This is a genomic window from Bacillus vallismortis, assembly GCF_040784915.1.
Classification (GTDB): domain Bacteria; phylum Bacillota; class Bacilli; order Bacillales; family Bacillaceae; genus Bacillus; species Bacillus subtilis_G.
In genome coordinates, this window is sequence record NZ_CP160797.1 from 2,590,539 (window position 1) to 2,612,998 (window position 22,460).

Consider the following 22,460-nt stretch of genomic DNA (forward strand, 5'->3'; position numbering starts at 1 on the left):
CTGAAGGCATACAATGAGTCATGGCCGGACTGGCTGAAATACATAAACAAGTATTTTAGGAGGAGAAACTGCATGAAAAATGCAAAACAAGAGCACTTCGAATTAGATCAAGAATGGGTTAAATTGATGATGAAAGCCAAAGAGGCAAATATCAGCCCGGAAGAAATACGAAAATATTTACTTTTAAACAAAAAGTCTGCTCATCCTGGTCCGGCAGCCAGAAGTCATACCGTAAATCCTTTCTGAATGTGCTATAATATCACAAGGAAGGTGATGACATTGATTGGCCAGCGTATTAAACAATACCGAAAAGAAAAAGGCTACTCACTATCAGAACTAGCTGAAAAAGCTGGGGTAGCGAAGTCTTATTTAAGCTCAATAGAACGAAATCTACAAACGAACCCCTCCATTCAATTTCTCGAAAAAGTCTCCGCTGTTCTGGACGTCTCGGTTCATACTTTGCTCGATGAGAAACATGAAACCGAATACGATGGTCAATTAGATAGTGAATGGGAGAAATTGGTTCGCGATGCAATGACATCCGGGGTATCGAAAAAACAATTTCGTGAATTTTTAGATTATCAAAAATGGAGAAAATCTCAAAAAGAGGAGTAGTGCCCGAGCAGAGGCACTGACTCCTCTTTTGTCAATCAACATAGAAACGGCCCAGTACTCGATATACTGGGCCATGTCTTTTTTATTGCTATTAATTTTTATCCTCACTGTGCGCTTTTTCATTTTCTTTAATGTAACCGTCTTTATCAGTATGTTCCTTTTTGATTGTCAAGCCGTTCCACTGTGTCGCTTCGAATGAGAATTGAAGCTGCACTGAGTTGCCTTGATATTTATTTTGAACCATTAGCCCGTTTTCGTCTTTTGTTTTATCGTCTTTGAATTGGATCTCCATTTGGACTTGGTCAAAATCAATCGGTGTTTTTGGAATACCATCATATTCAGGAGCAGTTTTACCGTCAATAGTTGCTACATTGACTTTACCGCTTGCATGTAAGAATTTAGGGTCAATTTGTTTTTTGATTTTTTCAGCAGCTGCTGCATCATTCTTAGCGGACATCAAATACAAGTCCTTGAGGTTTGCATCATCTAAAATAATATTTTTCGGGTATCCATTGCCGCCCTCTTTTCCAACTGTCAATAGAGTCACTTCAAACTGGCTGAGAAAATCTTCTGCAGATGTATTGCTGCCGCCGTTTGCTTTAAATTCACCGTAATTCAGTGCCATTAATACTTCTTTGATCGCAAGTGAGCCGTTATTTTCAAAATGGAAGTCTTTCGTCAATTTGTCTCCCGGCTTTAGATTTGACAGGTTAACACTCGCTGAATTTTCTTTAGCAGATAAATCAAGTGTACCTGATGCAAAAGTAGCATCCGTTGATTTAATGTCGTTAAATGCTGCCCATGTTCCTCCTCCTACTAAAGCTAATCCTAATGCCGCCGAAGCCACTCCTAAACTTAATTTCTTTTTCATACCCATGGCAAACTCCCCTTTTATTGAATGATTTATATCGAAACCTGTTGCCAGGTTTACAACTGAAGTTAAGTGGACATGGTGCTGTCCTTTGTATCTGTTTCCAAATCTTTTGTCTTTCTTTCAATTTCTCTAATGGCGCTTGTGATCGTCACAAAAGCATACATCAGCAGCATCACGCCGGGAACAATCAGTAAAACAGCTGTTCCGATTGGCTGACTGGCAAAATGAAGCATATAGCCGGCATACGGAAGCTGAAAACCCGTATATTGCGCGCGGATATTTTCTTCCGATACTAGCGCTGAATCAGCTGCGGCGTTATTGTCCCCTTTTGTTTTAAATAACAAATGGCCTCCTTGCTTCGTCACGTCAACAATCCTGTGGGTGACCGCCGTATTTGCATCCTGCATAAATGTAATGACGTCACCCTTTTGGAGCTCTTTCACATCGGTGATTTCCTTGACCAATATTAAAGAACCTGTGTTGAACTCGGGCTCCATTGAACCCGAGAGAACTGATTTCAGCGTGTATCCAAACACTGCCGGCTCTCCCCCGGATGAACGTGTTGATATCACGACAAGCGTAAGTACAATAATGAGAGTAAAGATGATCACGTAGAGAATATTACTGATCATCTTCATTGCTTTTTTCATTCTCATCCCCGCTTTCCTTCACAACTGATTGAGTATCTTTTTCTTCCGTTACCGCTTCTTGAGATGCATCCTCTTTATTTGGTTTTTCTTGCACATCCTTTTGCGGTGTTTCCTTCTCCTTTTTGACGGCAGGCTTCGTTTCTTTTTTCGGGACTGTCGGTTTTTCATCGCACCTTGCAAGCGTCATTGGCTCCGACCACTCAAATGTACTGCCGTCTGCCGGATAGCCGGCCGGTTGATATACTTTAAATGCATAAATGCCGGGTTTCATTTTTTTCTTCGTCTCAATTTTATAAAGTGAATCGCCAATTTGATTGGAAATGAAGCCTTTTTCGATCACGTTCCCATCCTTTAGCGGTTTGCGGGCATTTTTCAGCTTATGAAGCTCCCACTTCCACTTTGATTTCTTCAGTTTCTCACCTGTATTTTTAAGCTCAGCAAATAAAGTGAGAGGTGAGCATACAGTACCTTTTGTATCCGTTTGATCTGACAGATGCAAATCACTTTGATCCCAACGTTTATCGTAATGGCAGTTTTTATCTGTATGCTGAAAATCTTTACATGTTTGAAGCGAAGCATTAAATGTTTCTATATCATGAAAAACAGCGCTTGTATCACCGGAAAATTGTAAGCATATCGCGGCAGTCAGACTGAAAATGACTGAAAGCTGAAAAAAAAGCAGAACTTTTAGTTTCGTCTTAGGCTTTTGCTGATTGCGGAACAATCGAAACATATCTTACCTCCTGTAAAACACTGTAACTTAATACGACAATCGTTCTCTTTAAAGAACTGTACAAATTGAGTATAGTCAACGTTTAATGGATTGAAAAACACCAAAATCGACCTTTTAGTTCGTTTAAGAGAACATTTTCGTCATCTTACTAAGTCTTACTCAGTATTGCTCATCTTTTTGAAATTTTTAGATTGTTATGTGAGAAAGTAAATGCATATCCAAGTTCGATTTGGAAATCATAAACAAGGAAAGGGTGACAGCATAATGTTCAAACAGTGTGTGATTTGTCTTTCTCTTCTCGTTTTCGGCACCCCTGCCGCTCACGCAGAAGAAGGGCCTCTTGTGACCGCCGCCCGTCACATATCTAAATGGGAAGAGCTTGCAGTAAAAGAAGCAAAAAAAAGATACCCGCTCGCACAGGTACTGTTCAAACAAAAAGTATGGGACCGCAAAAGAAAAGATGAGGCAGTGAAGCAATACCATTTAACCCTAAGAGAAGGATCAAAGGAATTCGGCGTATTTGTCACGATTTCATTCAATCCCTATAGCCAAAAGGTTAATAAAATTGCCATATTAGAAGAATATCAATAAGGTCCTCCATTTTAGAAGGACCTTATTCGCTATAGCAGTGCAATTATTTTTTTCGCTTCAGCCATAACCTGAAACCATAGGGTAAAATACCGAACCACTGCTGTGAGGCAGGTGTTTTTGTTTCTTTCCGCACCTCTTTTCGTTCTTTTCGTTCATCTTTCGGAGTATCTATATATTTGACAAATTGCTGAGTCATGTATTTGACATAATCATTTGTTTTCACGTGATCACCTCATCATTCAATTATTATGAGTGTTGGCTCACAGGACTTTTTTTATACCCTTCTTTGCTTTATTCTGTCCAGCTCAGCAGTTGTTTCTGTTTTTGATCAAACACTAGCTGTGCAGTTCTTTCTGTTCCCGACTCCGTCATGGCTTTTAAATTGATTTCTTTTTGCTCTTTTATCGATGTATCATGAATGTCATAAGAAACCTGCCCATATGTAAACTGCTGTGAACCCTTTTGGCCTTTCCGTTGCTCAAGAATATGCCGAATAGACACAAGCGCGCCATTCTGAAGTAAATTCTCTCCTGTGTAAAACTCTTTTGTTTCCTTTTCAAACATGCAGCGTGAAATATATTGAGCAGCAGTAAAGTTCACGATCAGCAGTACAAGCGCGGATACAAAAAGAACAGCGGGATAAACAAACCCTCTCGTGCGGTACATTCACCCTCCTCCTAAATACCGATAAACCGGAAAAGCAGTTTGATACACTTTTTGATTCTCACTCTCAATTTTTAACAAAACCATTCCATTTTCAATATCGGCTTTCATGACTGTAATATGATCTAGTATCGGAACATGCCCTTTCCCATCTACCCTTTTTCTTATCATTGAATGATAGGTTTCAAAACGGATGTCTTGCCCGGAAAGATTGGTGCAAATCAATACGCTCCCATGCTCAGTTGTTTTGACTGCGCGGGACTGCTTGCACTCGTTCATCATCTGCTCCACCGAAATCATCCATTCTTGCTCTGTGAAACCGTCATATCCCTGTTGGCGCGACAAAAACAGATGGAAGATCATAGCTAACGATCCTGATATGAGTAAAAAGACAGAAAGCGAAAATAATATGTTAAGAAGCGTATAGCCAGTCTGTCCGCATAATGCTGAGGCAAAATGGTTTTTCTTTATAAGCTGCTGCTGAGATGCATACGTTTTGATCATGACCCTCCTCCTCCCACTTCAGCGCATAGATCTTATTGTTCTTTATAACCGTTTTTGAAGCATCTCTTTCACCAGTCATCATATATTTTCCAATGCTTTCATTCATTATCTGGTAGCCGGTTTCTCGTGATTCCGCCATCTTTTCATCAGCTATCAGCTTGCTCCACATGGGAACGACTGTCAGCAGCAGAAACAGCCACAGACTAAGCGCAGACATTGTTTCTATTGTAGAAAAACCTTTATTTTCTCTCCACATTGACTCTCCCGCTCCCTAAATAAACTGTTATGTCGTAAGCGTCATGTCCTTTTACTCGTATTTTTCCGCCTGTATTCGGATGCCCTTTCTCATTAAATTCCAAACGGTCTTTTAATGTCAGCGGCTCTATAGAAAGTCCTGTTGGATAGGGACGTTCAATCACCGTATTATCCATGATTAATTGATAGTCTTTTCTCTGAAAGAGAATTTTCGTTCTTTGATGACTGGACATTGCAGTCTGCTGTGCAAGCATAATATCGTTTTTCAGCTGCCATGCCGCCTGACGAACCGCTGTATTGCCATAAATAGGAGGAAGTGCGGTAAACACGGCAATCAAGAGGATAGAGGCGAGGCTTAACACAAGTAAGCTTTCTAAAAGAGTAAATCCCTCCTCCTCGTTTAATTTAATGTTCAACCTTAACTTCTCCGCCAGTGATGACAATATGCTTCCCATCTGGACAAACCGCATCCTTTTTCACATAGCCCTCTGACTGTAAATCGGCAAGGCTCGGTGTCTGTCCTTCATGATCGAGCTCATATGCAGTCATTTGTGCCTTAATCATGTTTTGCAGGCCCTCACAGCCCTTTTTCTGAATGGTTTGATTATGTTTCGTGACGTTCGGTATCGTAATTAAAAGCAAGATTGAAATAATAAAGAGCACAATTAGCATTTCAACAAGAGTGAATCCTTTCTCATTCATCGGCCTCTTCCTTTCACATTTGATTCATCATCTGATACATAGGCAAGAGCATAGACAAATACACAATTAAGATCATCGCAGCAACAAATCCATAAATCATAGGCTGAAGGATGCCTGTCCATTTCTGCGCCTTGTGTTCCAGCCGCTGCAATATGAACTGGCTGTATGTGAAAAGCTCCCTGTCTAGGCGGCCGCTCAGCTGGCCGTGAGATATGACTTTTGAAAAATCTGTTTCATAAAAAGGGCTGTCACAAATAGCGGCTTCAATAGATTCACCAGCTTTTAACCGTTCAATCACTTGCTCAGCCTCGCAGCGGTAGAAAGGGAGAAACGATTGATGTTTAAATGCATTAAGGCTGTCATAAATTGAGAGGCCTGATTTTAAAAGGCTGCTTAGCTGCAAAGAAAAAAAGTAGCTGTTAAACAGCCTGACAAGTTTTCCAACTAAAGGTATCCTGACACAAATAAGCATTTGCCGGACAGGTGACTTTTTCTTAAACACCAACCAATAATAAAGCCCGATACCTGCTGCAAAAAGAGCAGCCGAAACGACCATCAGATCACTATGCTGAAAACAAGCGAAAAGCATATCGGTTGAACGTGAGGTTTCCATATTCATCGATTGATAAATACCGGAAAACTGCGGAATGATGATGGAATGTAACATATAAAACATGACAGCGACTGTAAAGATGAGGAAAAGCGGATAGCGCAGCACCCTTTTCAGCTGGTCTGCCTGTGCGATTTTTCGTTCCAGCAGCTCTCCGCTCTGGATCATGGAAGCAGGCAATTCACCATGTGTTACAGCAAAATAACAAATACCTATGGCTTCCTTATGAAATGACAAACTCTTTAATACTTGATAAAACGGAGCCCCTTCCCTCAAATGAGTGACCGCGTCAGCCAAGTCGGCCACCTGCCTCTTATTCATCTGAAGCTCCATCAGGCGTAATCCATCCAGAAGCGTATATCCGCCCGCCATCATTTCACCAAGCCGCTTTAATAACAAGGCTTGATCCTTTAGCGGCCAAGTTTTTCTAATCTGTTTCATGATAAACCCACCGGTCATAGTTGTTTGTCGTCAAGTAGCCAAGTGCAATTCCTTTTCTGATAATTTGACGCAGTGTTTGATATTGGTAATTTGCATGATTGCCTTTTGCCTCCTGAATACACTGCTGAAGGTTTTTTCCGTAAAGCAGCTCATAAACGCTTACTCTTCTGGTGTTTCGAGACTGGTGGCAATATACCGATGAACATCTGTTTTCACAAAACGGGCAAGCTAAATCAACCAAGCGCTGAGCCGCTATCGCAATGACGGTCTGTTCGATTTCATTCATATTGATGCCGAATTCAAGCAGCCTGTAAATCGCGCCCTTCGCATCTCTCGTATGAAGGCTCGTCAGCACCAAATGCCCCGTCATCGCTGCTCGCACGGCAATTTCAGCTGTTTCCGCGTCTCTGATCTCACCTAAAATAATTATATCCGGGTCATGGCGCAAAATAGCCTTAAGCCCTGCCGAATATGTCACACCGGCTTTTTCATTCACCTGCACCTGAAGAACATCCTCGTCCCTTGTTTCAACAGGGTCTTCCAGTGTGACAATATTTCGATTAAAGTGTTTTTTTGCATATTGAACGAGAGAGTATAATGTGGTGGTCTTCCCTGAGCCAGTTGGCCCGGTAAAAATGAGCATGCCGTGAGAATGTTTTAAAAATGAGAGTAAAGTGGCTCCTGTCTTAGGAAATAACGACAGTTTATGAATTGATGGGATATTGTATTGAGGCATCACTCTGATCACGAGGCTTTCTTCATTAATAGTGGGAAGTGTTGACATTCTTAAATGAACATTTCCCTTTCCCAGTTTTAACGTAAGCGAACCATTTTGCGGCTTTCTCCTTTCCCCTATGTCCATCGCTGAGAGAAATTTAAAATGTGAAATCAGTCTTACGCACTCTTCTTTTTTCATGTTCCTTTTTTTCAGCAAGGCGTGATCTACCCGAAAATGAATGATGGCGTCCTGCTCCCTCGGCACAATGTGAATGTCAGAAGCCTTTGTTGAATACGCCTCTTCAATCAAGGTTCTGCTTATCGTTTCTATTGAATCCAATTTGATTCCCTCTCCTTTCAATGCGTATTGTAGAAAAATAAGGACTGGTAATCAAACGGAGAAAAAGTGATTTTCCGGAGATGTTATATGCCGAAAAATCAATTTCTGCTGACAGAAAAGATTGTTTCAGCTGAATGTTCCTCCTTGATTTTATTATTTTTCTTAATAAAAAAGCAGGCATGATGACCATCATGCCTGCTTTCCTCTATCTTTCATTATGCTGATTTAGAAATTTCACTTAATGCTTCTCCGGCTTTTTGGTCTGTATTTTTCTCAACGGAAAGATCGCCTAATGCAACAATACCGGCAATTCGTTCGTTTTGAAGAATCGGTAAACGGCGGATTTGGTGCTCTGCCATAAGCTGACTCGCTTCTTCAGCAGACATATCAGGGTGGCCGGATACGATGTCAGCGCTCATGATGTCTCTTGCTTTTGCATCCATCTGATTCTCAGCTAAGCATCTCGTCACAATATCCCGATCAGAAACAATCCCCTTAAGTGTGTCGTTTTCACAGATTGGAATAGAACCGACATTAGAGTCTTTCATCTGTTTCGCTAGTTCTGTGATTGAAGCGGTTGGTTCACAGCATTCTACATTCTTCGTCATAATATCTCTTATTTTCATTTCCATTCCTCCTTTACCGTGTTCTATTTATTTTTTATCCGCTGCACAAAAAATGAAACATCCTACAGTGTCTGCCTTTTTTGAGATTTCTTTTTCTTCTTTCCCTCCTGCAGCATATCTCCCGTCCAGCCTTTCTTCTTCAAATAGAGGTAGATCAGGACCGTAGACGTGCCAATCAATAAGAGCGATAAGAGATATCCGTATTTCCAATTCAGCTCAGGCATCACTGAAAAGTTCATCCCCCAGAGGGCCCCAAGTGCTGTAACCGGCGTAAAAAGCGTCGTGAAAATGGTCAGCGCTTTGAATATTTCATTTCCCCTGTGAGAGGTAATGACTTCCTCTGAATGCAGCAGACTATTAAGCTCCCCTTCAAATTCACTGATGTATGTAAACCCCCTGTCAATTTTGAGTTGTGTCCGCTGATAAACCTTTTTATCTTCATGTTGAGACAAGAAGGTTTCTTTCAATGCCATTTCAATTTTTTTAGTGTTTAGGATTAAGTTTTTCCAGATCATCAGCTCATGGTGCAAGAGATGGACACGGTTTAAAATGCTTTTGCTATTGTCGTCTTTGATTTGCCATCTGAGCTTTCTCAGCTTTACTTCAAATTCATCTAAACCGATTAGATACGCATTCATTAACTCGCTGAGAAGGATCAAAAATCCCTCCATGGTGCTATCTGCTCTTTCCATTTGCTGGACAACTTGTTTTCCCTTAATCCCATTCAAAATCGAAAAATCAAAGTTTATTGTAAAAAAATATTGTCTGGTAATATAAAAGTGAAAAACGGTATGGTCTTTTTCCTCACCCAGCCCCTGATCATATATAATTGAGCCAAATACTGCTTCATTTTCCGTTTCAGTTGTGTCCACACGCAAAAAGTTAATATGATGGTTATTTTCAAACCACTTTTCGCATTGAGGCCAGTGAGAAAAATGGATCAGATCTCTTGCCTTATCTCTTTCCTGAGGCCCCATTTGGTACCAAAACCAATCCTTTCCCGTATGTGCCTTCATGTCAAGCTCCTCCAAACTTTTATTCTTTTGTTCTTTAATTGCCCAAGAAAGGCCTCGCTAAACCAGTCAGCCGCTTCAACACATGTTTTGTGAGCATTTTCCTGTGGTATGGAAAAAAGAAAGACATCGGAAAAGGGAGGTGCATGCCTTCCTTGGAGAAGGCAGTTGTTTTGGAATTTGTCAATTTACTAGCAGTCGCTATTCTCATTTTGTTAACAGGATTTTTTGTTGCCGCAGAATTTTCAATCGTAAAAGTGCGGCGTTCCAGAATTGATCAGCTTGTCGCAAAAGGAAAGAAAGGCGCTAAAGCAGCAAAGCATGTCATCACTCACCTTGATGAATATTTATCAGCCTGCCAGCTGGGCATCACAGTGGCAGCTTTAGGATTGGGCTGGCTGGGGGAACCGACCGTGCAAACCTTGCTTCGTCCCCTTTTTCATAAAGCAGGCTTGAATGAGTCGCTCACCCACCTTCTTTCACTTGTCATTGCCTTTTTAGCGGTGACGTATTTAAATGTCGTCATAGGGGAGCTGGCGCCAAAGAGCTTCGCCATTCAAAAAGCAGAAAGCATTACATTGATGCTTGCCAAACCGCTTATTTGGTTTTATAAAATCATGTTTCCATTCATTTGGCTGCTGAACCACTCTGCCCGGTTGATTACAGGGTTGTTTGGGCTGAAGCCGGCATCAGAGCATGAACTGGCGTATACAGAGGAAGAACTGCGGGTTCTTTTAGCTGAAAGCTATAAAAGCGGTGAAATCAGAAAAAGTGAATTAAGGTATATGGATAATATCTTCACCTTCGATAAACGAATGGCTAAGGAAATCATGGTGCCGCGAAATGAAATGGTCAGTTTGTCACTTGATGAAGACTCAATCCCAAGTCTGCAGGAAACAGTGAAGCAAACAAAATATACACGGTACCCAGTTGTAAGAGAGGATAAAGATAACGTTATGGGCGTAATCAATATGAAAGAAGTGCTGTTTTCAATGCTGGCGAAAGATTTTTCACTGAACAAGCAGCATATTGAACCTTTCATTCAGCCCGTTATCCATGTTATTGAGACAATTCCTATTTATAAATTACTGCTGAAAATGCAAAAGGAACGCACCCATATGGCGATTCTCATTGATGAATATGGCGGAACTTCCGGTTTGGTCACTGTCGAGGATATTATCGAAGAAATTGTAGGAGAAATCCGCGATGAATTTGACGAGGATGAGGTGCCTCATATCCGCGAGCTCGGAAAGAATCACTACTTATTAAATGCAAAGTTATTAATCAGCGATGTAAACAACCTGCTTGGAACAGATTTATCAGAAGCTGAAGTGGACACCTTGGGCGGCTGGTTTCTGACACAAAACATAGACGCCGAGGCTGAAAGTGTGATTGAATATGATGGCTACTCTTTTAAGGTAAAAGACATTGACAGCCATCACATTTTATTCATAGAAGTTAAAAAAGCTGAATAGCCCACGGGAGGCTGTCCAGCTTTTTTCCAGAATGAACATGGTTGTGATTGTTCAGGGTATTATGATTCTTCTATCTTAAATCCTTTATTGGCCAGGGCTTTAGCAAGACTTTGCTCGGTTTTTACATTCGAAAAATCCAGACCCAGCTTCACCACAGTTTGAGCAATTTCTGGCCTGATTCCTGAAATAATCGTCTCAATTCCGAGTAGTTTGGTGCTGTCAATCACTTTAAAAATTTGATAAGCCACCATTGTATCGACGATGGGAACGCCCGAAATATCTAAAAATAAATAGGAGAGTTTTAACGCTGAGCACTGATGCAGCACCGACTCCAAAATCGTCCTCGCTCTGTACGTATCAATTTCACCGACAAGCGGAAGAATCCCTATCCCCTCAGAGATCGGCATAATCGGCGCACTCAATTCATTAATCATTTCTTTTTGTGCGTTTAATTGTATCATCGTGACCTGGGAATATTCTTCAGTAAACACTTCGATGATCTCATCAATGGTTTGATTCAAGATCCGGCTCCACTCATAAATGTCCTGAATGCTGATTTCTTGAGAAGAGGCTTCGCTGAATGTCTGAATCCATTTAAACATGATGTGCCTGAAGGCGTTAAGTTGGCCGACACTTTCTGTTACAGTCACTTCATGAACGGCACGGTCTCTGGCGCATTGAAGAGACCATCGATTGAGCTCATCCTTTACGTCTTCTGCTTTACTAAGGGGTTTCGCCACGATGGTCACTAATGATTCATGCTGGTCTTTTAACTTTTGTTCTAATTTCTTTTGATCTTGAGCGGAATGCAGCCCACTTCCTTTTGACATGCAAGTTTCCAGCCATTGTTTGATAATATCTTCTTTGTGCTCTCTTAAATACTGATCAAGAGCTATCATCTTAATGAGCTACCTCCTGTTTTTTTGAAAAATATATGTTTCCTATGTATAATGCGTCTTCCTCAGCACATACTATGTTTACATTCGATGGGCTATAGCCAAGCGGTAAGGCAATGGACTTTGACTCCGTGATCGTTGGTTCGAATCCAGCTAGCCCAGTTTCTGAACAGGTGAAAAACCGAAGATAAGCTGATTCATAAAAATCAGCGGATCTTCGGTTTTTCATCATGCAGATTGATGAACCGTTTTCTTCTTCGATAGCTTCAACAGTTCTCCCGGATTATAACCGATCACCAGCTTTTTGTTGTCCACAAGAATCGGACGTCGCAAAAGCTTCGGCTTCTCGATTAAAAGTTCCAGCACCTCATTTACCGTCATCTCTTCGATGTTTAGATTTAAATCTTTGAAGGTCTGGCTTCTTGTCGCTAAAATTTCATCAATACCTTCTGTCGTTAACGATAAAATGTACCTTAATTCTTCTATTGTCGGGGTTTCTCTGAATAAGTGCCGTTCGTTAAATTCAATTTGATGCGCTTTAAGCCAATGTTTTGTTTTTCGGCATGACGTGCAGCTTGGATATGAGTAAAAAATTAATTGTTCCATTCGTTTTTTCCTCCTAGTTAACCATCTCTTTGTAGAATAACTACCCGGATCATTTTTTATTTAAACCATTTAAAGAACTTTTTTTCGGATTATTTTTTAAAAAACAGTCATATAATAGAAAACGCAATCAAAGGAACAAATTCCATTTGTATAACAATAATGAAAATGTTTACATTTCTAGGTGTGATCTATTATAATAACAGTCAGAGGTACTCTCGGGAGGGGATAAAAATGAATCGCATGTTCCGGGTGTTAGGATTTTGGACGGGAATTTTCGCAGTCATGTTTTATTTGGGTGATATGAAAGATGCTTCCCTATTATTTTTTGGACAGACGATCCTATTTGTATTTCTATCGTATTTGAACTTAACTGAACGCATGTATATTTATATTTTTGGCGCTTATTTAACGATTTTCTTTGCCGGCTTTACATATTACTCAATTTTTATTATGGTGCCCGGCGGCGGAGGCCATTAAATGCAAAAAGAGACAAACCTTATCGGTTTGTCTCTTTTATTACAATGAAAACCCATTTAAAAACGGATTTTGATCCTGCTCATTCTGCACGTCTGTTTCAGGTCCATGGCCGCTTAACACCAGCGTGTGCTCCGGCAGCGTAAGCAGTTTTTCATGAATGGACGTCAGCAGCGTCTCTTGATCGCCGCCTATCAAATCCGTACGCCCTATGCCGCCTTGAAACAGGACATCTCCGGAGATCACCAAGTCTGCATCCTTCACGTAGTAAGAAACACTGCCTGGCGAATGTCCCGGCGTAAATAATGTTTCCAAATAAAACGGTCCGATATTGAGCTCACCGTCTCCTTCAATCAGATGATCTGCAGGCTTAGCTGTGATTTCTATCCCTCTCAGCATGCCGGAGCCGTTTAAGGAGGCATCCGTAAGCCAATTCTTTTCATTCTGATGCAGGTAAACAGGGATATCCCATTTTTCTCTCACTTCATCCAGCGCTCCAATATGGTCGAAATGGGCATGTGTAAGCAAAATGGCTAAAGGCGTCAGCCCTTTATCTTTTATGTATTGATTGATTTTATTTCCTTCTCCGCCCGGATCAAAAATCAGGCATTGATCATCATTGATGAGAAAATATGCGTTCGCTTGAATCGGCCCAACTGGCATTCGTCTCCATTTCACTATGATCACCTCTTTCTTTTTATGCTCCTATTATGAGGGTTTTTGAAAAAAGATTCAAACAATCGCAATGAAAACGCTATCGACAAACCTCTAAAAAACAGGTAGAATAAAAATGGAAAGAATTGCAGGTTTTTCAATGTAAAGGGGGCTGCGTAATGTTACTTGTCGTGATTTTCGGCCTTGTCGCTCTTTTCGCTTTATGGGGAGTCTTGCGTTCTGTTAAAAATAGAAATATACTTGGATTTTTAATGGCCGGAGCCACCTTATTTGTCTTTGGCTGGTTTACGGTGATGACCGTGATAAACAGCGGCTATCCAACCGCGCATTAAAACCTGTATCCCATTGGATACAGGTTTGTTTTTATTGCTGTAATCGTTTATTGACACTTTCTATTTTGCTTTCAAGCGTCGTTTTTTTGTCACGTCTGTCATCAATTCGGATGTTTGTTGCCACTCTGTGCAGTCCTTTTTGAAACGGTGCTTCGTGAATTTCCTGAATAACTGTGAAAAGGTCACTGAGTTCTCCCTCGATCAGCGTGTTCATCGGTGTCAGCTGGTATTTGATTTTCCCTTCAGCTTGATATTTTCCTAAAATTTTTTGGACATCGGCCACGTAATCACTCACACTAGGTGTTTCCGTTCCGATTGGGATAATGGTTACATCTGCGATAGCCATCGTTATTCCATCTCCTTTTGATCAATGATGAGTTGCTTCATTTCATGTGATTCCAATAAAATGATCTGTTCAAAATGAAAGCCGTATAACGCATATTTCCCGTTCGGAGAAATTTGTATCGGCTCCATTTTCGGCAGGGAGAAAAGATCGTTTGCCTTTCCCGATGCCACATTGACAGCTGCGAGCTTATATGAATCGCCGCTTTCTTTAAACGTATAAAAAAGAGCTTTTGCTTCATCATAATCATACTCCATCGGAGCCAAATTTGTATATTTTGTTTGGAGCGGCCATTCCGCTGTAACTGGCGATTTTGTTTGCGGCGTATTAAACTGATACGTCCCTTTTTGTTCGGAAGCTGATTTGACAGTAAAACTCATTTGATGGAAAGAATCAAAGAAAAGAACATCATCCTCGAGCTTTTCTTCCGTATTGGAGGCCGTATCGAATGTATATAAAGGCCCTGACTTATCCTCTCTTCCCTCTTTTACATAACCAAATGTATTTTTGGATGTCCAATGAATAAATGGAACCTGTACCGGACTTAAGGAAGACTCGTCTTTTTTGGCATTCACCTGATATGTATGGAAATCCCAGTTTTCAGAGAAGACCGTAACCATCATTTGATAAGGATCATACTGGTTCCAAGCAGCCTCGAGCTCATACGTTTCATATTCTTTTTGGTAAAGCGTCTCTCCTTTTGCATTAAGCAAAACCACTGCTGTCTTTTGGCTGTGCGTAACTTGCAGCAGAATCATCTGCTTTTTCGGATTGATTTGAACATCAACGATTTGGCCATCCGTCCGATAAAGCTTTTTCGCTTTGCCGGTATAGATGCGGTACGAAAAAAGCTCTGTTTTCGTCGGATCGGACGCGGTATATAAAATTGTGCTGTTATTCAGCCATCCTTCAGCTCCATCCGCTTTTTCCGCGGAAAGCGGAATGATGTCTTTTTCCTCATCTTTTGCCGCCGATGTTTGTTTTTGCTGCTGATGAGATGGTTCGCATGCCGTTAAACTAAACAGCAAAGCCGACAGCAGAATGAAACAAACTGATCTCATCAGCCTTCCCCTCCGATCATCTTTATTGTCGCATATTTGCTGCGGCAGAAAAAAGAAAAAGTTTTCAGTTACTCATGAAAAAATAGCGACCTCCACAAAATGCCGTTTGTCGCATTATAAATATGTGAAAACTGCTGAAACGGCAAAGGATTTTGACCTTTTCCAAGTTCCACCGTATATCCTTCTTTAAAATAATAGTGAATAAACCAATCGCGAAATCCCGCATAGCTGTCTATATCCCTTATCCCTTTATAAATGTTCCCGCTTAACTTCTCAAAATCCTTTATGACTGCAGCAGATTCTTCAGGTTCAAGGCCTTTGTAGCCCCAATAAATTTCTTCTCCCTGAGTATGGAGGGCCAGCAGTCTGTCAGGTGGATTCTCCGTTATCAGACGGTACATCGCGATGGATTCCGGTTCCGTAAGCGGAGTGATTCCCGGAAAATCGCGGTAGGTCGGTGCTGTCGGTTTGCGGTGTTTCTCAATTTCCCATAATGACGGAAATTGTTTATTTAAATCAACTCCGTTTATGTTTGCCTTCCATTCATTAAAATTCGGACGATGGCCATTTAGCCGTTCGAGCTCTTCTTTCCTGGTTCCCATGCCTTCTGATCCGTTCAAGACAAGATTAACGCCATCCGGATTGACAAGAGGAACGAGAGACAGAGATGTGCTGCTGAACAGCTTCATGGGAGAAAAGCCGAAGAAAGGCGAGTTGCAGCATAATGACATGCAGTATTCCTTAAACCATTTTAGCAGGACAGACGTGGTGATCCACTCATTCGCATGAAACGAGGCGTTCATATGAACCTTTTTTACAGCATGCTCTCCACCTGCCTTCAGCTCCCAGATTGGTCTGCCAAGTACAGAACGGCCAATTTTTCGGCATGAAACAAAGGGAAATACATCAATAATCTTCTTTACTTCCTTTTCAACACCTGCATCATCATAGATTTTTTCTTGCTCTATCCAGTTATCAGAAAGATCAAGCTCTCGAGGCTGTAAAAAGCTCTTGATCTCCTGAATGGTTTGAAGCTCCTTATCGTTATTCTCTTCAATCAAATAACCAGGACAATACAATTGGTGCTTCTGTGCGGTGCGATTTGCGCTTTTAAGCAGTTCCTCGTCTATCTTCAGTTCTCTCGCCACTCTGGTCAAGTTGTGCTTGATCTCAGGTTTCACCGTAATAAACGCCATCATCATCCCCCTTTTTTGTTACTATATGACAGCGTGTTTAAAAAAAGAAAGCCTCCCGCCACTTTGTTGGGGGAGACATTGTGATTACGATGCCTGATCGATCATTTGTTTTTCTTTTCGTTTTGACGAATGGTCCAGCCTTTTCTGATCATAAAAACGCAACAAATCACCATAGATGATTTCATCAGAAAGTGACAGCTCCTGTTTCGCTTTATCAGCAAATGCTTCACATTGTTTTGCCTCTTTTAGCGGCTTACCGGTCTCTTTGTCATAACAAACACCGTCAGTATATACAACCTGATCCGTGATAAAACTCCCGTCCCGGAGCACTGTAAAGTCCATTTTTTCCTCTGAAAGCAGATCGTTGCCAAATTGAATTTGATCTTTCGTTTCAATCCCTAAAAGATTCATCAGCGTCGGCCTGATATCAATTTGTCCGCCTACTGTTTCAATGGTTTGCGGCTTTTTATCAGTAATACCGGGAATATGAATGACAAGCGGCACCTTTTGGAGCTGTACTTCTTCAAATGGTGTAATCTCTTTCCCTAAAAATTGCCCCATCGCTTCATTATGGTTTTCCGATATACCATAATGGTCACCGTATAATATGATAATAGAGTTGTCGTATAATCCGTCTTCTCTCAGCTTTTCGATAAACCGTTTCAGCGCCTCATCCTGATAGCGTACGGTCGGGAAGTATTTATTTAGCGTCTGGCTGCTTGAATCATATCGATCAATCAATTTGTCCTCTTCATCAAGATCAAACGGGAAGTGGTTCGTCAGTGTGATCAGCCTCGAATAAAACGGCTGAGGCAGATTTTTCATCAGCTCTGAAGATTGCTCAAAAAATTCTTTGTCCTTCAGTCCCCAGCCGACTGAATTTTTGTCATTTACATCATAGGCATTACTATCTAAAAAAGAATCATATCCAAGCGATTCATACATTAAATCACGATTCCAAAAGCTTTTATTATTAGCGTGAAGGACAGCTGAATAGTAACCGCTGTTTTTCAGAATCTCAGGTGCGGCTCTGTATTCGTTTCCTGCATTTGTAAAAAACACGGCACCTCGTCCAAGCGGATACAGTGAATTGTCCACGATAAATTCAGAATCCGATGTTTTTCCCTGGCCGGTTTGGTGGTAAACATTATTGAAATTGTAGCTCTGTTTTATAAAGTCATTCAGAAAAGGCGTGATTTCTTTTCCATTCACCTTTTCATTGACCACAAAGCTTTGCGTCGACTCTAAGGATACGAGAATGACGTTCCTGCCTTTTGCAGCGCCGAATAAACTTTTGTTGGCGTCTTTCGCATTAGCGGTTACGTAGTTTTCAATTTCCGTTAGGCTGTTGCTGTCAGCCAAGGCTCTTTGTGCAGACTGCTTCGACTGAAGAACACCGTCGTAAATATGAAAATTAAACAAACTGATGTTTTTAACAAGCATTTCTCTGTCAAATGAACGTGTCAATAGCTGAGGTCTTTCTGCTTCAGACAAGCCCAAATTGAAGAAATAAACAGAAGCAACAAACAGAAAATATGCCGCCCGTTCATTTTTCGTGGAGGGAATGTCCGATTGAAAAGCTTTTTGCCCAATGTGAAGCCATATTAAAACCACAATATCTACAGCCAATAGAAGGTCTGTCGGCTCTAGAAGTGTTCCGATGCTGCTTCCGAGATCACCCATATTGCTCGTTTGAAAAAGAACAGGAATCGTTAAGAAATCATTGTAAAAACGGTAAAAAACCATATTTGCCAGCAATACAAATGTGACAAGACAGCTCATCGCAATCATGTAACGATTTCTGTTTTTGCCTTTTAAAAACAGGCTGAAGCCAAAAATGAACAGCAAAAAGCTCAATGGGTTGATAAACAGAATAAATTCCTGCGTTAGATTGTCGATTTTAATATGAAAACTGGTTTTGTAAACAGCATACGTTTTCAGCCACATCAATAAAATGGCAATCAGCATAAATGAAAACTTCGAAAAAAACGTTTTTCGCATTTCAACCTCCTATGCAGCACGCTCGAAAAATCAGTCTATTCCTAACATTCTCATTATCACATTAATTTAAATCTTAACCTGAACATAACAAAAAATCAATTTCATTTATACAATTTTAACAATTTTGGTGTTTCATCCATTCGTTTTTAGCGATCCAAGCGCCGCCGATAACGCCGGCATCATTTCCAAGTGTGGCAATTGAAATATCAGCCGCTTCTGCCGCCCGTGGAAACGCGCATTTGCGGAATGTTTTCTCGACTTTTGATCTCAGCAGTTCTCCAGCTCTCGAAACGCCGCCGCCCAGAACGATTTTTGACGGATTAAGCGAGCTTGCCAAATTTCCGAGCACCAAACCAAGGTGTTCGGATACATAATCAATGACTTCCAGGGCAATTTCGTCATTTTCATCCGCCGCTTCAAATACATCCCTCGCTGACAATTGTTCAGATGCTTGTAAACGTGTCGTCTGCTTAGCATCTGCAATTTTCTCTTTTGCAATTCTTACAATTCCGGTTGCGGACGCTATTGTTTCGATACAGCCCGTCTTTCCGCAGTTGCAAGGCGCTCCGCCTTCAGGAATGCTGCAAATATGGCCGATTTCCCCGCCGGCGCCATTTATGCCATGTACAATTTCACCATTTACAATGATACCGCCGCCAACTCCCGTGCCAAGCGTCACGAGAATGACGTCTTTTGCGCCGTCACCCGCTCCCTTCCACATTTCCCCGAGCGCAGCAATATTCGCGTCGTTTTCTATCACAGCCGGGATGCCGGTTTCTGTCTCCAGATGGTTCTTTAAAGCATAGTTTTTCCACCCCAGATTTACTGTTTCATAAACGACTCCGGCTGCCATATCTACAGGACCTGGTGCGCCCATTCCGATGTATTTAATGATATGCTTCGGTTTTTGCAGCTCATCCAGCTTGCTGTCGATTGTTTTTGCAATCGCAACGGTAATGGTATCGCCGGTTTTATCAGTCGGGACTTCCCACTTATGCTGAATTTCACCATATTGATTAATAAAAGCGAGTTTAATCGTCGTTCCTCCCAGATCAATGCCTGCAAACCATATCTCGTCCATTTTTATCACCTTAGCCTTTACCTCTTTCGTTTTTTTGTTTGTTCCAATTCTTTTCGAAGGACAGCTGCCGCTTTGGCCCATTGCTTCTTCTCAATCATGTGGTTCATGTATAATTCCTTTAATTCATCCAGCATAAACTCTATTTCAAGCTCTCTGTCTCCAAAATAAACAATGTGGCCAAACGTTTTTAACAGCTGTTGCACATCATAAAATGTATTCATTTTTCCTCACCATTCTAGTTCATAACTATCATAAGCGTATTCATATAGATGCAGCCGGTCAAGAAGAAAACGCTGACAAAAAAGCCAGTCTCCCTCCCCGGCATGTTCCATTCCTTATGATTCTTTATTGTTTTCAATTTGTCGCTGCAGCTCTTTATAGCGCTGCTCCTTCGGCTCTAGGTTTACAGCCGACTCGATAGCCTTTCCTGCTTGGCCAAGCTCATTTTTTTCCGCATACAGCAAGGCTAAATAGTAATAGGAGTCATGGTCTTTAGGTTCTTTTTCCACTGCTCTTTCCAAAAGGGAAATCGCCTGATCATATTCACCGATTTGAATATCTGAAACAGCCAGAATTTTCAATAGATCAACAGAGGCATCTTTTTGCTCCGCTTCTCCGTTCAGCAATTCCGTTACTTCTTTATACTTTCCTTCCTGATACAGCTCGCTTGCCTGCTGTATCAGCGCCGACTCCTGATGGGACGGCGAATGCAATCCGTAGTATAAAAACCCGGCCGCCAAAGCAAGCAGCAAAACCGCTGACAATAATCTTCTTGCCAATGCTCGGGCTTTGGGTAATCCTAGTGCGGCGGCTGCGAAAAAACCGCCAATCAAGCCGCCGATATGTCCTGAATTATCAATATTCGAAACCGCAAAACCAAAGCCCAGATTGATGATAATAATGACGATAATATTGGTTCCGATCGTTCTAAAAAACATTTTCCGATTTGACAAAGCTATATACAGCAATGCACCTAAGCATCCGAATATGGCTCCTGAAGCGCCTGCTGAAGGATACGGGCTGAACACAAAGCTTGCGATCGAACCCGTGATGCCAGCAGCCAGATAAATCAGCAAAAATCTGCCCGATCCGTACATCCGCTCAACCGCTGTACCGACCGACCATAAAGCCAGCGTGTTAAACGCTAAATGCGCAATGCCGATGTGAAGCACAATCGGTGTCAAAAGCCGCCACCATTCTCCAGCTGCAATCAGGCTGTTTTCCTTTGCTCCAAAAGCGACAAGCGTCTCCGTATTTGTACTGCCCCCGTTTAATTCAAGCAAGAAAAACATCAAGATCTGAAGCGCGATGAATAAATATGTAATGATTGGTTTTCCGTTTTGAAAAACCGCCGCTTCATTTTTTCTCTGTTCTTCTTGTTTCAGTACTAGCGAAAGGAAGCGTTCTCTCGCCATTTGCGCGTCTTCAAACGAAGCGCGGGCTTCTGTGCATTCTTCCGCAGGAAATGATGGAAAAACAGCTTGAAGATCATCACGGAGCATCGTTCTCCTCACGATCGCCGGCTCAACTGATACAGGCCCCTTCTCAAAAGGCTTTTCGGCGATCTCTTCCCAGTCATCAACAGGGGCTTCCGTTGAAAAAAATACATTCAGCAGTTTCATCTGACGATTGCCCATCGACGCCCTGATTCGTTCTACTCGTTCAGCCTGCTCTTCTATGTCTCTTGCCATTTCCTGGCGAAAATCAATATCATGTTTATATAGGCGAACCAGATCATAAGAGGACTTGTCCGGTGCTTCCAGCCACATTTCATCTGACTCACCGGCTTGTATGACGCCATACCCGCTATTCACTAAGTGCGCCGCGATTTTCCAATATGTATACTCCAGCAAATACATGTTTACCGCTCCAATGGTTTTTTTTCATTATAACAGCTGATGCTCCGAACGCCTACCGAAAGCAAAAAATCCCGTTTTTCACGGGATTTTAGAAAGCTTGCTGTATAAACTTATTGCGGATAAACGGAATTCTTAAAAATAAATGAATAAAAGACCGCCTGATTCCCGGCTGGCTGAGTACGGTATTCATAAGACGGTAGCGGTTTTGATAAAACATGACGGCAGAAACAGCGAAAATGGCATAAATCATAAGTTTTTTCATCATATCCCTCCTGCCAATTAGGGTTTGTCATTCTTTTTTATTTATTCTTAAATAAGGAGCAGGAACGTTAGGGACAACAAAAAACGATTCGACCCTCTGTTATCAGCTGATGTACCGGGATGTCATGCGGCAGACGGGGAACGTGTGAAAACAGCTGGCACTCCAAAAGCAAAGAGACTGTCTTCCCTTCATAATCGCTTAAAAAACGGTCATAATAGCCGCCGCCAAAGCCGACCCTAAACCCGTCAGTATCGAAACAAACACCCGGAACGATTATCAAGTCAATTTGTGATGGTTCCACTTTTTTTGTTTTTTCGATTACCGGCTCAAGAAGTCCGGCGTAAACGGTTTCGAGCTGATCATCGGTCTGATATGTGCGGAATTGCATGTTCTTCGATTTCGGGTCGCATTTGGGAATACAAACTTGTTTCCCTTCTTTCCAAGCCTGCTTAATGACGGGACGCGTCGGTATTTCCAGCCCTCTGGAGATGGTGACGGCAATGGTGCTGGCATTTTGCCACTCCGGCAGAGAAAACAAACGCTTGTACATACGCGCTGTTTTTTGAAGTAGATCTTCATCTGATACAGCAGATAGTGCCTCCATCGTCTTTTTTCTTAATTGTGATTTCATCTCTCATCCCCCTCGGAAAAGAAAAAAGCCAGAACCTTTTTTCAAAGCTCTGGCTTTTTTTACACCTCAAACAGCTGAGCTGTTATTTTGTTTCACGGTGTAACGTAGATTTTTTATCACGTGGGCAATATTTTTTAAATTCAACGCGGTCTGGATTGTTGCGTTTGTTCTTTTTAGAAATATAGTTACGCTCACCACATTCAGTGCAAGCCAAAGTAATATTAACGCGCATTG

32 protein-coding genes and 1 tRNA gene are annotated in these 22,460 nt (G+C 41.6%); 7 read left to right on the forward strand and 26 right to left on the reverse strand.

Annotated elements, in window-relative coordinates:
- Window positions 1–72 precede the first annotated feature (72 nt).
- Window positions 73–246 carry an anti-repressor SinI gene (gene sinI, locus ABZM97_RS12605; RefSeq protein ID WP_087990694.1) on the forward strand — a complete coding sequence of 58 codons (174 nt, stop codon included), beginning with the start codon at window positions 73–75 and terminating at the stop codon, window positions 244–246.
- A gap of 33 nt (window positions 247–279) precedes the next feature.
- Window positions 280–615 carry a transcriptional regulator SinR gene (sinR, locus tag ABZM97_RS12610; protein WP_003226345.1) on the forward strand — a complete coding sequence of 112 codons (336 nt, stop codon included), beginning with the start codon at window positions 280–282 and terminating at the stop codon, window positions 613–615.
- Window positions 616–706: 91 nt separating this feature from the next.
- Here sinR and tasA read toward each other — a convergent pair whose 3' ends face one another.
- The 3 genes from tasA to tapA form a co-directional block, all read right to left on the reverse strand.
- A complete protein-coding gene (tasA, locus tag ABZM97_RS12615) occupies window positions 707–1,492 on the reverse strand; it encodes a biofilm matrix protein TasA (RefSeq protein WP_087990695.1) in 786 nt (261 codons plus the stop codon).
- Between the two features lie 62 nt (window positions 1,493–1,554).
- Entirely contained in the window at window positions 1,555–2,127 is a 573-nt protein-coding gene (gene sipW / locus ABZM97_RS12620; RefSeq protein ID WP_087990816.1) for a signal peptidase I SipW, read from the reverse strand.
- On the reverse strand, window positions 2,111–2,872 hold the full coding sequence (tapA, locus tag ABZM97_RS12625) for an amyloid fiber anchoring/assembly protein TapA (protein ID WP_202327199.1): 762 nt from the start codon (window positions 2,870–2,872) through the stop codon (window positions 2,111–2,113). The genes sipW and tapA overlap by 17 nt, the downstream gene beginning before the upstream one ends.
- A 261-nt stretch (window positions 2,873–3,133) precedes the next feature.
- Here tapA and ABZM97_RS12630 point away from each other — a divergent pair, with 261 nt between their 5' ends.
- Window positions 3,134–3,463 carry a YqzG/YhdC family protein gene (locus ABZM97_RS12630; RefSeq protein ID WP_087990817.1) on the forward strand — a complete coding sequence of 110 codons (330 nt, stop codon included), beginning with the start codon at window positions 3,134–3,136 and terminating at the stop codon, window positions 3,461–3,463.
- A 43-nt stretch (window positions 3,464–3,506) separates the two neighbouring features.
- Here ABZM97_RS12630 and ABZM97_RS12635 read toward each other — a convergent pair whose 3' ends face one another.
- The 10 genes from ABZM97_RS12635 to ABZM97_RS12680 all read right to left on the reverse strand — a co-directional run bounded on the left by ABZM97_RS12635 (window position 3,507) and on the right by ABZM97_RS12680 (window position 9,337).
- On the reverse strand, window positions 3,507–3,686 hold the full coding sequence (locus ABZM97_RS12635) for a YqzE family protein (RefSeq protein WP_087990697.1): 180 nt from the start codon (window positions 3,684–3,686) through the stop codon (window positions 3,507–3,509).
- Window positions 3,687–3,754: 68 nt separating this feature from the next.
- On the reverse strand, window positions 3,755–4,129 hold the full coding sequence (comGG, locus tag ABZM97_RS12640; RefSeq protein ID WP_367386868.1) for a competence type IV pilus minor pilin ComGG: 375 nt from the start codon (window positions 4,127–4,129) through the stop codon (window positions 3,755–3,757).
- Complete coding sequence (comGF, locus tag ABZM97_RS12645) at window positions 4,130–4,537, reverse strand: competence type IV pilus minor pilin ComGF (protein ID WP_284690388.1); 408 nt, start codon at window positions 4,535–4,537, stop codon at window positions 4,130–4,132. It abuts the gene before it with no gap.
- Window position 4,538: 1 nt separating this feature from the next.
- Entirely contained in the window at window positions 4,539–4,886 is a 348-nt protein-coding gene (comGE, locus tag ABZM97_RS12650; RefSeq protein WP_087990700.1) for a competence type IV pilus minor pilin ComGE, read from the reverse strand.
- Window positions 4,870–5,301 carry a competence type IV pilus minor pilin ComGD gene (gene comGD, locus ABZM97_RS12655; RefSeq protein ID WP_087990701.1) on the reverse strand — a complete coding sequence of 144 codons (432 nt, stop codon included), beginning with the start codon at window positions 5,299–5,301 and terminating at the stop codon, window positions 4,870–4,872. The genes comGE and comGD overlap by 17 nt, the downstream gene beginning before the upstream one ends.
- Window positions 5,291–5,587: a comG operon protein ComGC gene (gene comGC / locus ABZM97_RS12660; protein WP_087990702.1), complete on the reverse strand. Its 297-nt coding sequence runs from the start codon at window positions 5,585–5,587 to the stop codon at window positions 5,291–5,293. Before comGC ends, comGD begins: the two co-directional genes overlap by 11 nt.
- Window positions 5,588–5,600: 13 nt before the next feature.
- On the reverse strand, window positions 5,601–6,638 hold the full coding sequence (gene comGB / locus ABZM97_RS12665; protein ID WP_202327196.1) for a competence type IV pilus assembly protein ComGB: 1,038 nt from the start codon (window positions 6,636–6,638) through the stop codon (window positions 5,601–5,603).
- The gene (comGA, locus tag ABZM97_RS12670) at window positions 6,625–7,695 is read right to left on the reverse strand and encodes a competence protein ComGA (protein WP_367386869.1); all 1,071 of its coding nucleotides are present in this window, start codon (window positions 7,693–7,695) and stop codon (window positions 6,625–6,627) included. The genes comGB and comGA overlap by 14 nt, the downstream gene beginning before the upstream one ends.
- 215 nt (window positions 7,696–7,910) lie before the next feature.
- Window positions 7,911–8,321 carry a CBS domain-containing protein gene (locus tag ABZM97_RS12675; protein WP_087990705.1) on the reverse strand — a complete coding sequence of 137 codons (411 nt, stop codon included), beginning with the start codon at window positions 8,319–8,321 and terminating at the stop codon, window positions 7,911–7,913.
- Window positions 8,322–8,383: 62 nt separating this feature from the next.
- Window positions 8,384–9,337 (reverse strand): magnesium transporter CorA family protein, encoded by a 954-nt coding sequence (locus tag ABZM97_RS12680; protein WP_087990706.1) that lies wholly within the window; start codon window positions 9,335–9,337, stop codon window positions 8,384–8,386.
- A gap of 143 nt (window positions 9,338–9,480) precedes the next feature.
- On the opposite strand from ABZM97_RS12680, the gene ABZM97_RS12685 reads away from it, so the two are divergent.
- Entirely contained in the window at window positions 9,481–10,809 is a 1,329-nt protein-coding gene (locus tag ABZM97_RS12685; RefSeq protein WP_087990707.1) for a hemolysin family protein, read from the forward strand.
- Window positions 10,810–10,868: 59 nt separating this feature from the next.
- On the opposite strand, the gene ABZM97_RS12690 is transcribed toward ABZM97_RS12685, so the two are convergent.
- On the reverse strand, window positions 10,869–11,708 hold the full coding sequence (locus tag ABZM97_RS12690) for an STAS domain-containing protein (RefSeq protein ID WP_087990708.1): 840 nt from the start codon (window positions 11,706–11,708) through the stop codon (window positions 10,869–10,871).
- Between the two features lie 88 nt (window positions 11,709–11,796).
- On the opposite strand from ABZM97_RS12690, the gene ABZM97_RS12695 reads away from it, so the two are divergent.
- A tRNA-Gln gene (locus ABZM97_RS12695) sits at window positions 11,797–11,867 on the forward strand.
- Window positions 11,868–11,933: 66 nt separating this feature from the next.
- On the opposite strand, the gene mgsR is transcribed toward ABZM97_RS12695, so the two are convergent.
- Complete coding sequence (mgsR, locus tag ABZM97_RS12700) at window positions 11,934–12,311, reverse strand: transcriptional regulator MgsR (protein ID WP_087990709.1); 378 nt, start codon at window positions 12,309–12,311, stop codon at window positions 11,934–11,936.
- Between the two features lie 231 nt (window positions 12,312–12,542).
- Between mgsR and ABZM97_RS12705 the strand changes: the two genes are divergently transcribed.
- Window positions 12,543–12,788 (forward strand): DUF2626 domain-containing protein, encoded by a 246-nt coding sequence (locus ABZM97_RS12705; RefSeq protein ID WP_003226300.1) that lies wholly within the window; start codon window positions 12,543–12,545, stop codon window positions 12,786–12,788.
- Window positions 12,789–12,827: 39 nt separating this feature from the next.
- Here the strand turns inward: ABZM97_RS12705 and ABZM97_RS12710 are convergent, their stop codons facing one another.
- The gene (locus tag ABZM97_RS12710; RefSeq protein ID WP_253268419.1) at window positions 12,828–13,463 is read right to left on the reverse strand and encodes an MBL fold metallo-hydrolase; all 636 of its coding nucleotides are present in this window, start codon (window positions 13,461–13,463) and stop codon (window positions 12,828–12,830) included.
- Window positions 13,464–13,618: 155 nt separating this feature from the next.
- On the opposite strand from ABZM97_RS12710, the gene ABZM97_RS12715 reads away from it, so the two are divergent.
- A complete protein-coding gene (locus tag ABZM97_RS12715; protein WP_202327183.1) occupies window positions 13,619–13,792 on the forward strand; it encodes a DUF2759 domain-containing protein in 174 nt (57 codons plus the stop codon).
- Window positions 13,793–13,823: 31 nt separating this feature from the next.
- Here ABZM97_RS12715 and ABZM97_RS12720 read toward each other — a convergent pair whose 3' ends face one another.
- The 10 genes from ABZM97_RS12720 to rpmG all read right to left on the reverse strand — a co-directional run bounded on the left by ABZM97_RS12720 (window position 13,824) and on the right by rpmG (window position 22,458).
- Window positions 13,824–14,138 (reverse strand): MTH1187 family thiamine-binding protein, encoded by a 315-nt coding sequence (locus ABZM97_RS12720; RefSeq protein ID WP_087990712.1) that lies wholly within the window; start codon window positions 14,136–14,138, stop codon window positions 13,824–13,826.
- 2 nt (window positions 14,139–14,140) lie between these two features.
- On the reverse strand, window positions 14,141–15,196 hold the full coding sequence (locus ABZM97_RS12725; RefSeq protein WP_087990713.1) for a hypothetical protein: 1,056 nt from the start codon (window positions 15,194–15,196) through the stop codon (window positions 14,141–14,143).
- Between the two features lie 68 nt (window positions 15,197–15,264).
- Entirely contained in the window at window positions 15,265–16,395 is a 1,131-nt protein-coding gene (locus tag ABZM97_RS12730; RefSeq protein WP_087990714.1) for a M14 family metallocarboxypeptidase, read from the reverse strand.
- Between the two features lie 81 nt (window positions 16,396–16,476).
- The gene (locus ABZM97_RS12735; RefSeq protein ID WP_087990715.1) at window positions 16,477–18,393 is read right to left on the reverse strand and encodes an LTA synthase family protein; all 1,917 of its coding nucleotides are present in this window, start codon (window positions 18,391–18,393) and stop codon (window positions 16,477–16,479) included.
- A gap of 115 nt (window positions 18,394–18,508) precedes the next feature.
- On the reverse strand, window positions 18,509–19,474 hold the full coding sequence (gene glcK, locus ABZM97_RS12740; RefSeq protein WP_087990716.1) for a glucose kinase GlcK: 966 nt from the start codon (window positions 19,472–19,474) through the stop codon (window positions 18,509–18,511).
- A gap of 17 nt (window positions 19,475–19,491) precedes the next feature.
- A complete protein-coding gene (locus tag ABZM97_RS12745; RefSeq protein WP_367386870.1) occupies window positions 19,492–19,695 on the reverse strand; it encodes a YqgQ family protein in 204 nt (67 codons plus the stop codon).
- Between the two features lie 114 nt (window positions 19,696–19,809).
- Window positions 19,810–21,333, reverse strand: coding sequence for a rhomboid protease YqgP (yqgP, locus tag ABZM97_RS12750; protein WP_367386871.1), 1,524 nt, complete (start codon window positions 21,331–21,333; stop codon window positions 19,810–19,812).
- Between the two features lie 88 nt (window positions 21,334–21,421).
- Entirely contained in the window at window positions 21,422–21,595 is a 174-nt protein-coding gene (locus ABZM97_RS12755; protein WP_087990719.1) for a hypothetical protein, read from the reverse strand.
- A gap of 67 nt (window positions 21,596–21,662) precedes the next feature.
- Window positions 21,663–22,226, reverse strand: a complete 564-nt coding sequence (locus tag ABZM97_RS12760; protein WP_087990720.1) for a 5-formyltetrahydrofolate cyclo-ligase — start codon at window positions 22,224–22,226, stop codon at window positions 21,663–21,665.
- Window positions 22,227–22,308: 82 nt separating this feature from the next.
- Window positions 22,309–22,458: a 50S ribosomal protein L33 gene (rpmG, locus tag ABZM97_RS12765; protein ID WP_003153056.1), complete on the reverse strand. Its 150-nt coding sequence runs from the start codon at window positions 22,456–22,458 to the stop codon at window positions 22,309–22,311.
- Window positions 22,459–22,460 lie beyond the last annotated feature (2 nt).

What these genes read in the sequence shown, in the direction of transcription:
- sinI (WP_087990694.1), top strand. Translation starts at nt 73, where the DNA reads ATGAAAAATGCAAAACAAGAGCACTTCGAATTAGATCAAGAATGGGTT.
- tasA (WP_087990695.1), bottom strand. Translation starts at nt 1,492, where the DNA reads ATGGGTATGAAAAAGAAATTAAGTTTAGGAGTGGCTTCGGCGGCATTA.
- sipW (WP_087990816.1), bottom strand. Translation starts at nt 2,127, where the DNA reads ATGAAGATGATCAGTAATATTCTCTACGTGATCATCTTTACTCTCATT.
- tapA (WP_202327199.1), bottom strand. Translation starts at nt 2,872, where the DNA reads ATGTTTCGATTGTTCCGCAATCAGCAAAAGCCTAAGACGAAACTAAAA.
- comGG (WP_367386868.1), bottom strand. Translation starts at nt 4,129, where the DNA reads ATGTACCGCACGAGAGGGTTTGTTTATCCCGCTGTTCTTTTTGTATCC.
- comGE (WP_087990700.1), bottom strand. Translation starts at nt 4,886, where the DNA reads ATGTGGAGAGAAAATAAAGGTTTTTCTACAATAGAAACAATGTCTGCG.
- comGC (WP_087990702.1), bottom strand. Translation starts at nt 5,587, where the DNA reads ATGAATGAGAAAGGATTCACTCTTGTTGAAATGCTAATTGTGCTCTTT.
- comGB (WP_202327196.1), bottom strand. Translation starts at nt 6,638, where the DNA reads ATGAAACAGATTAGAAAAACTTGGCCGCTAAAGGATCAAGCCTTGTTA.
- ABZM97_RS12675 (WP_087990705.1), bottom strand. Translation starts at nt 8,321, where the DNA reads ATGAAAATAAGAGATATTATGACGAAGAATGTAGAATGCTGTGAACCA.
- ABZM97_RS12680 (WP_087990706.1), bottom strand. Translation starts at nt 9,337, where the DNA reads ATGAAGGCACATACGGGAAAGGATTGGTTTTGGTACCAAATGGGGCCT.
- ABZM97_RS12685 (WP_087990707.1), top strand. Translation starts at nt 9,481, where the DNA reads ATGCCTTCCTTGGAGAAGGCAGTTGTTTTGGAATTTGTCAATTTACTA.
- ABZM97_RS12690 (WP_087990708.1), bottom strand. Translation starts at nt 11,708, where the DNA reads ATGATAGCTCTTGATCAGTATTTAAGAGAGCACAAAGAAGATATTATC.
- mgsR (WP_087990709.1), bottom strand. Translation starts at nt 12,311, where the DNA reads ATGGAACAATTAATTTTTTACTCATATCCAAGCTGCACGTCATGCCGA.
- ABZM97_RS12705 (WP_003226300.1), top strand. Translation starts at nt 12,543, where the DNA reads ATGAATCGCATGTTCCGGGTGTTAGGATTTTGGACGGGAATTTTCGCA.
- ABZM97_RS12715 (WP_202327183.1), top strand. Translation starts at nt 13,619, where the DNA reads ATGTTACTTGTCGTGATTTTCGGCCTTGTCGCTCTTTTCGCTTTATGG.
- ABZM97_RS12720 (WP_087990712.1), bottom strand. Translation starts at nt 14,138, where the DNA reads ATGGCTATCGCAGATGTAACCATTATCCCAATCGGAACGGAAACACCT.
- ABZM97_RS12725 (WP_087990713.1), bottom strand. Translation starts at nt 15,196, where the DNA reads ATGAGATCAGTTTGTTTCATTCTGCTGTCGGCTTTGCTGTTTAGTTTA.
- ABZM97_RS12730 (WP_087990714.1), bottom strand. Translation starts at nt 16,395, where the DNA reads ATGATGGCGTTTATTACGGTGAAACCTGAGATCAAGCACAACTTGACC.
- ABZM97_RS12735 (WP_087990715.1), bottom strand. Translation starts at nt 18,393, where the DNA reads ATGCGAAAAACGTTTTTTTCGAAGTTTTCATTTATGCTGATTGCCATT.
- glcK (WP_087990716.1), bottom strand. Translation starts at nt 19,474, where the DNA reads ATGGACGAGATATGGTTTGCAGGCATTGATCTGGGAGGAACGACGATT.
- ABZM97_RS12745 (WP_367386870.1), bottom strand. Translation starts at nt 19,695, where the DNA reads ATGAATACATTTTATGATGTGCAACAGCTGTTAAAAACGTTTGGCCAC.
- yqgP (WP_367386871.1), bottom strand. Translation starts at nt 21,333, where the DNA reads ATGTATTTGCTGGAGTATACATATTGGAAAATCGCGGCGCACTTAGTG.
- ABZM97_RS12755 (WP_087990719.1), bottom strand. Translation starts at nt 21,595, where the DNA reads ATGAAAAAACTTATGATTTATGCCATTTTCGCTGTTTCTGCCGTCATG.
- ABZM97_RS12760 (WP_087990720.1), bottom strand. Translation starts at nt 22,226, where the DNA reads ATGAAATCACAATTAAGAAAAAAGACGATGGAGGCACTATCTGCTGTA.
- rpmG (WP_003153056.1), bottom strand. Translation starts at nt 22,458, where the DNA reads ATGCGCGTTAATATTACTTTGGCTTGCACTGAATGTGGTGAGCGTAAC.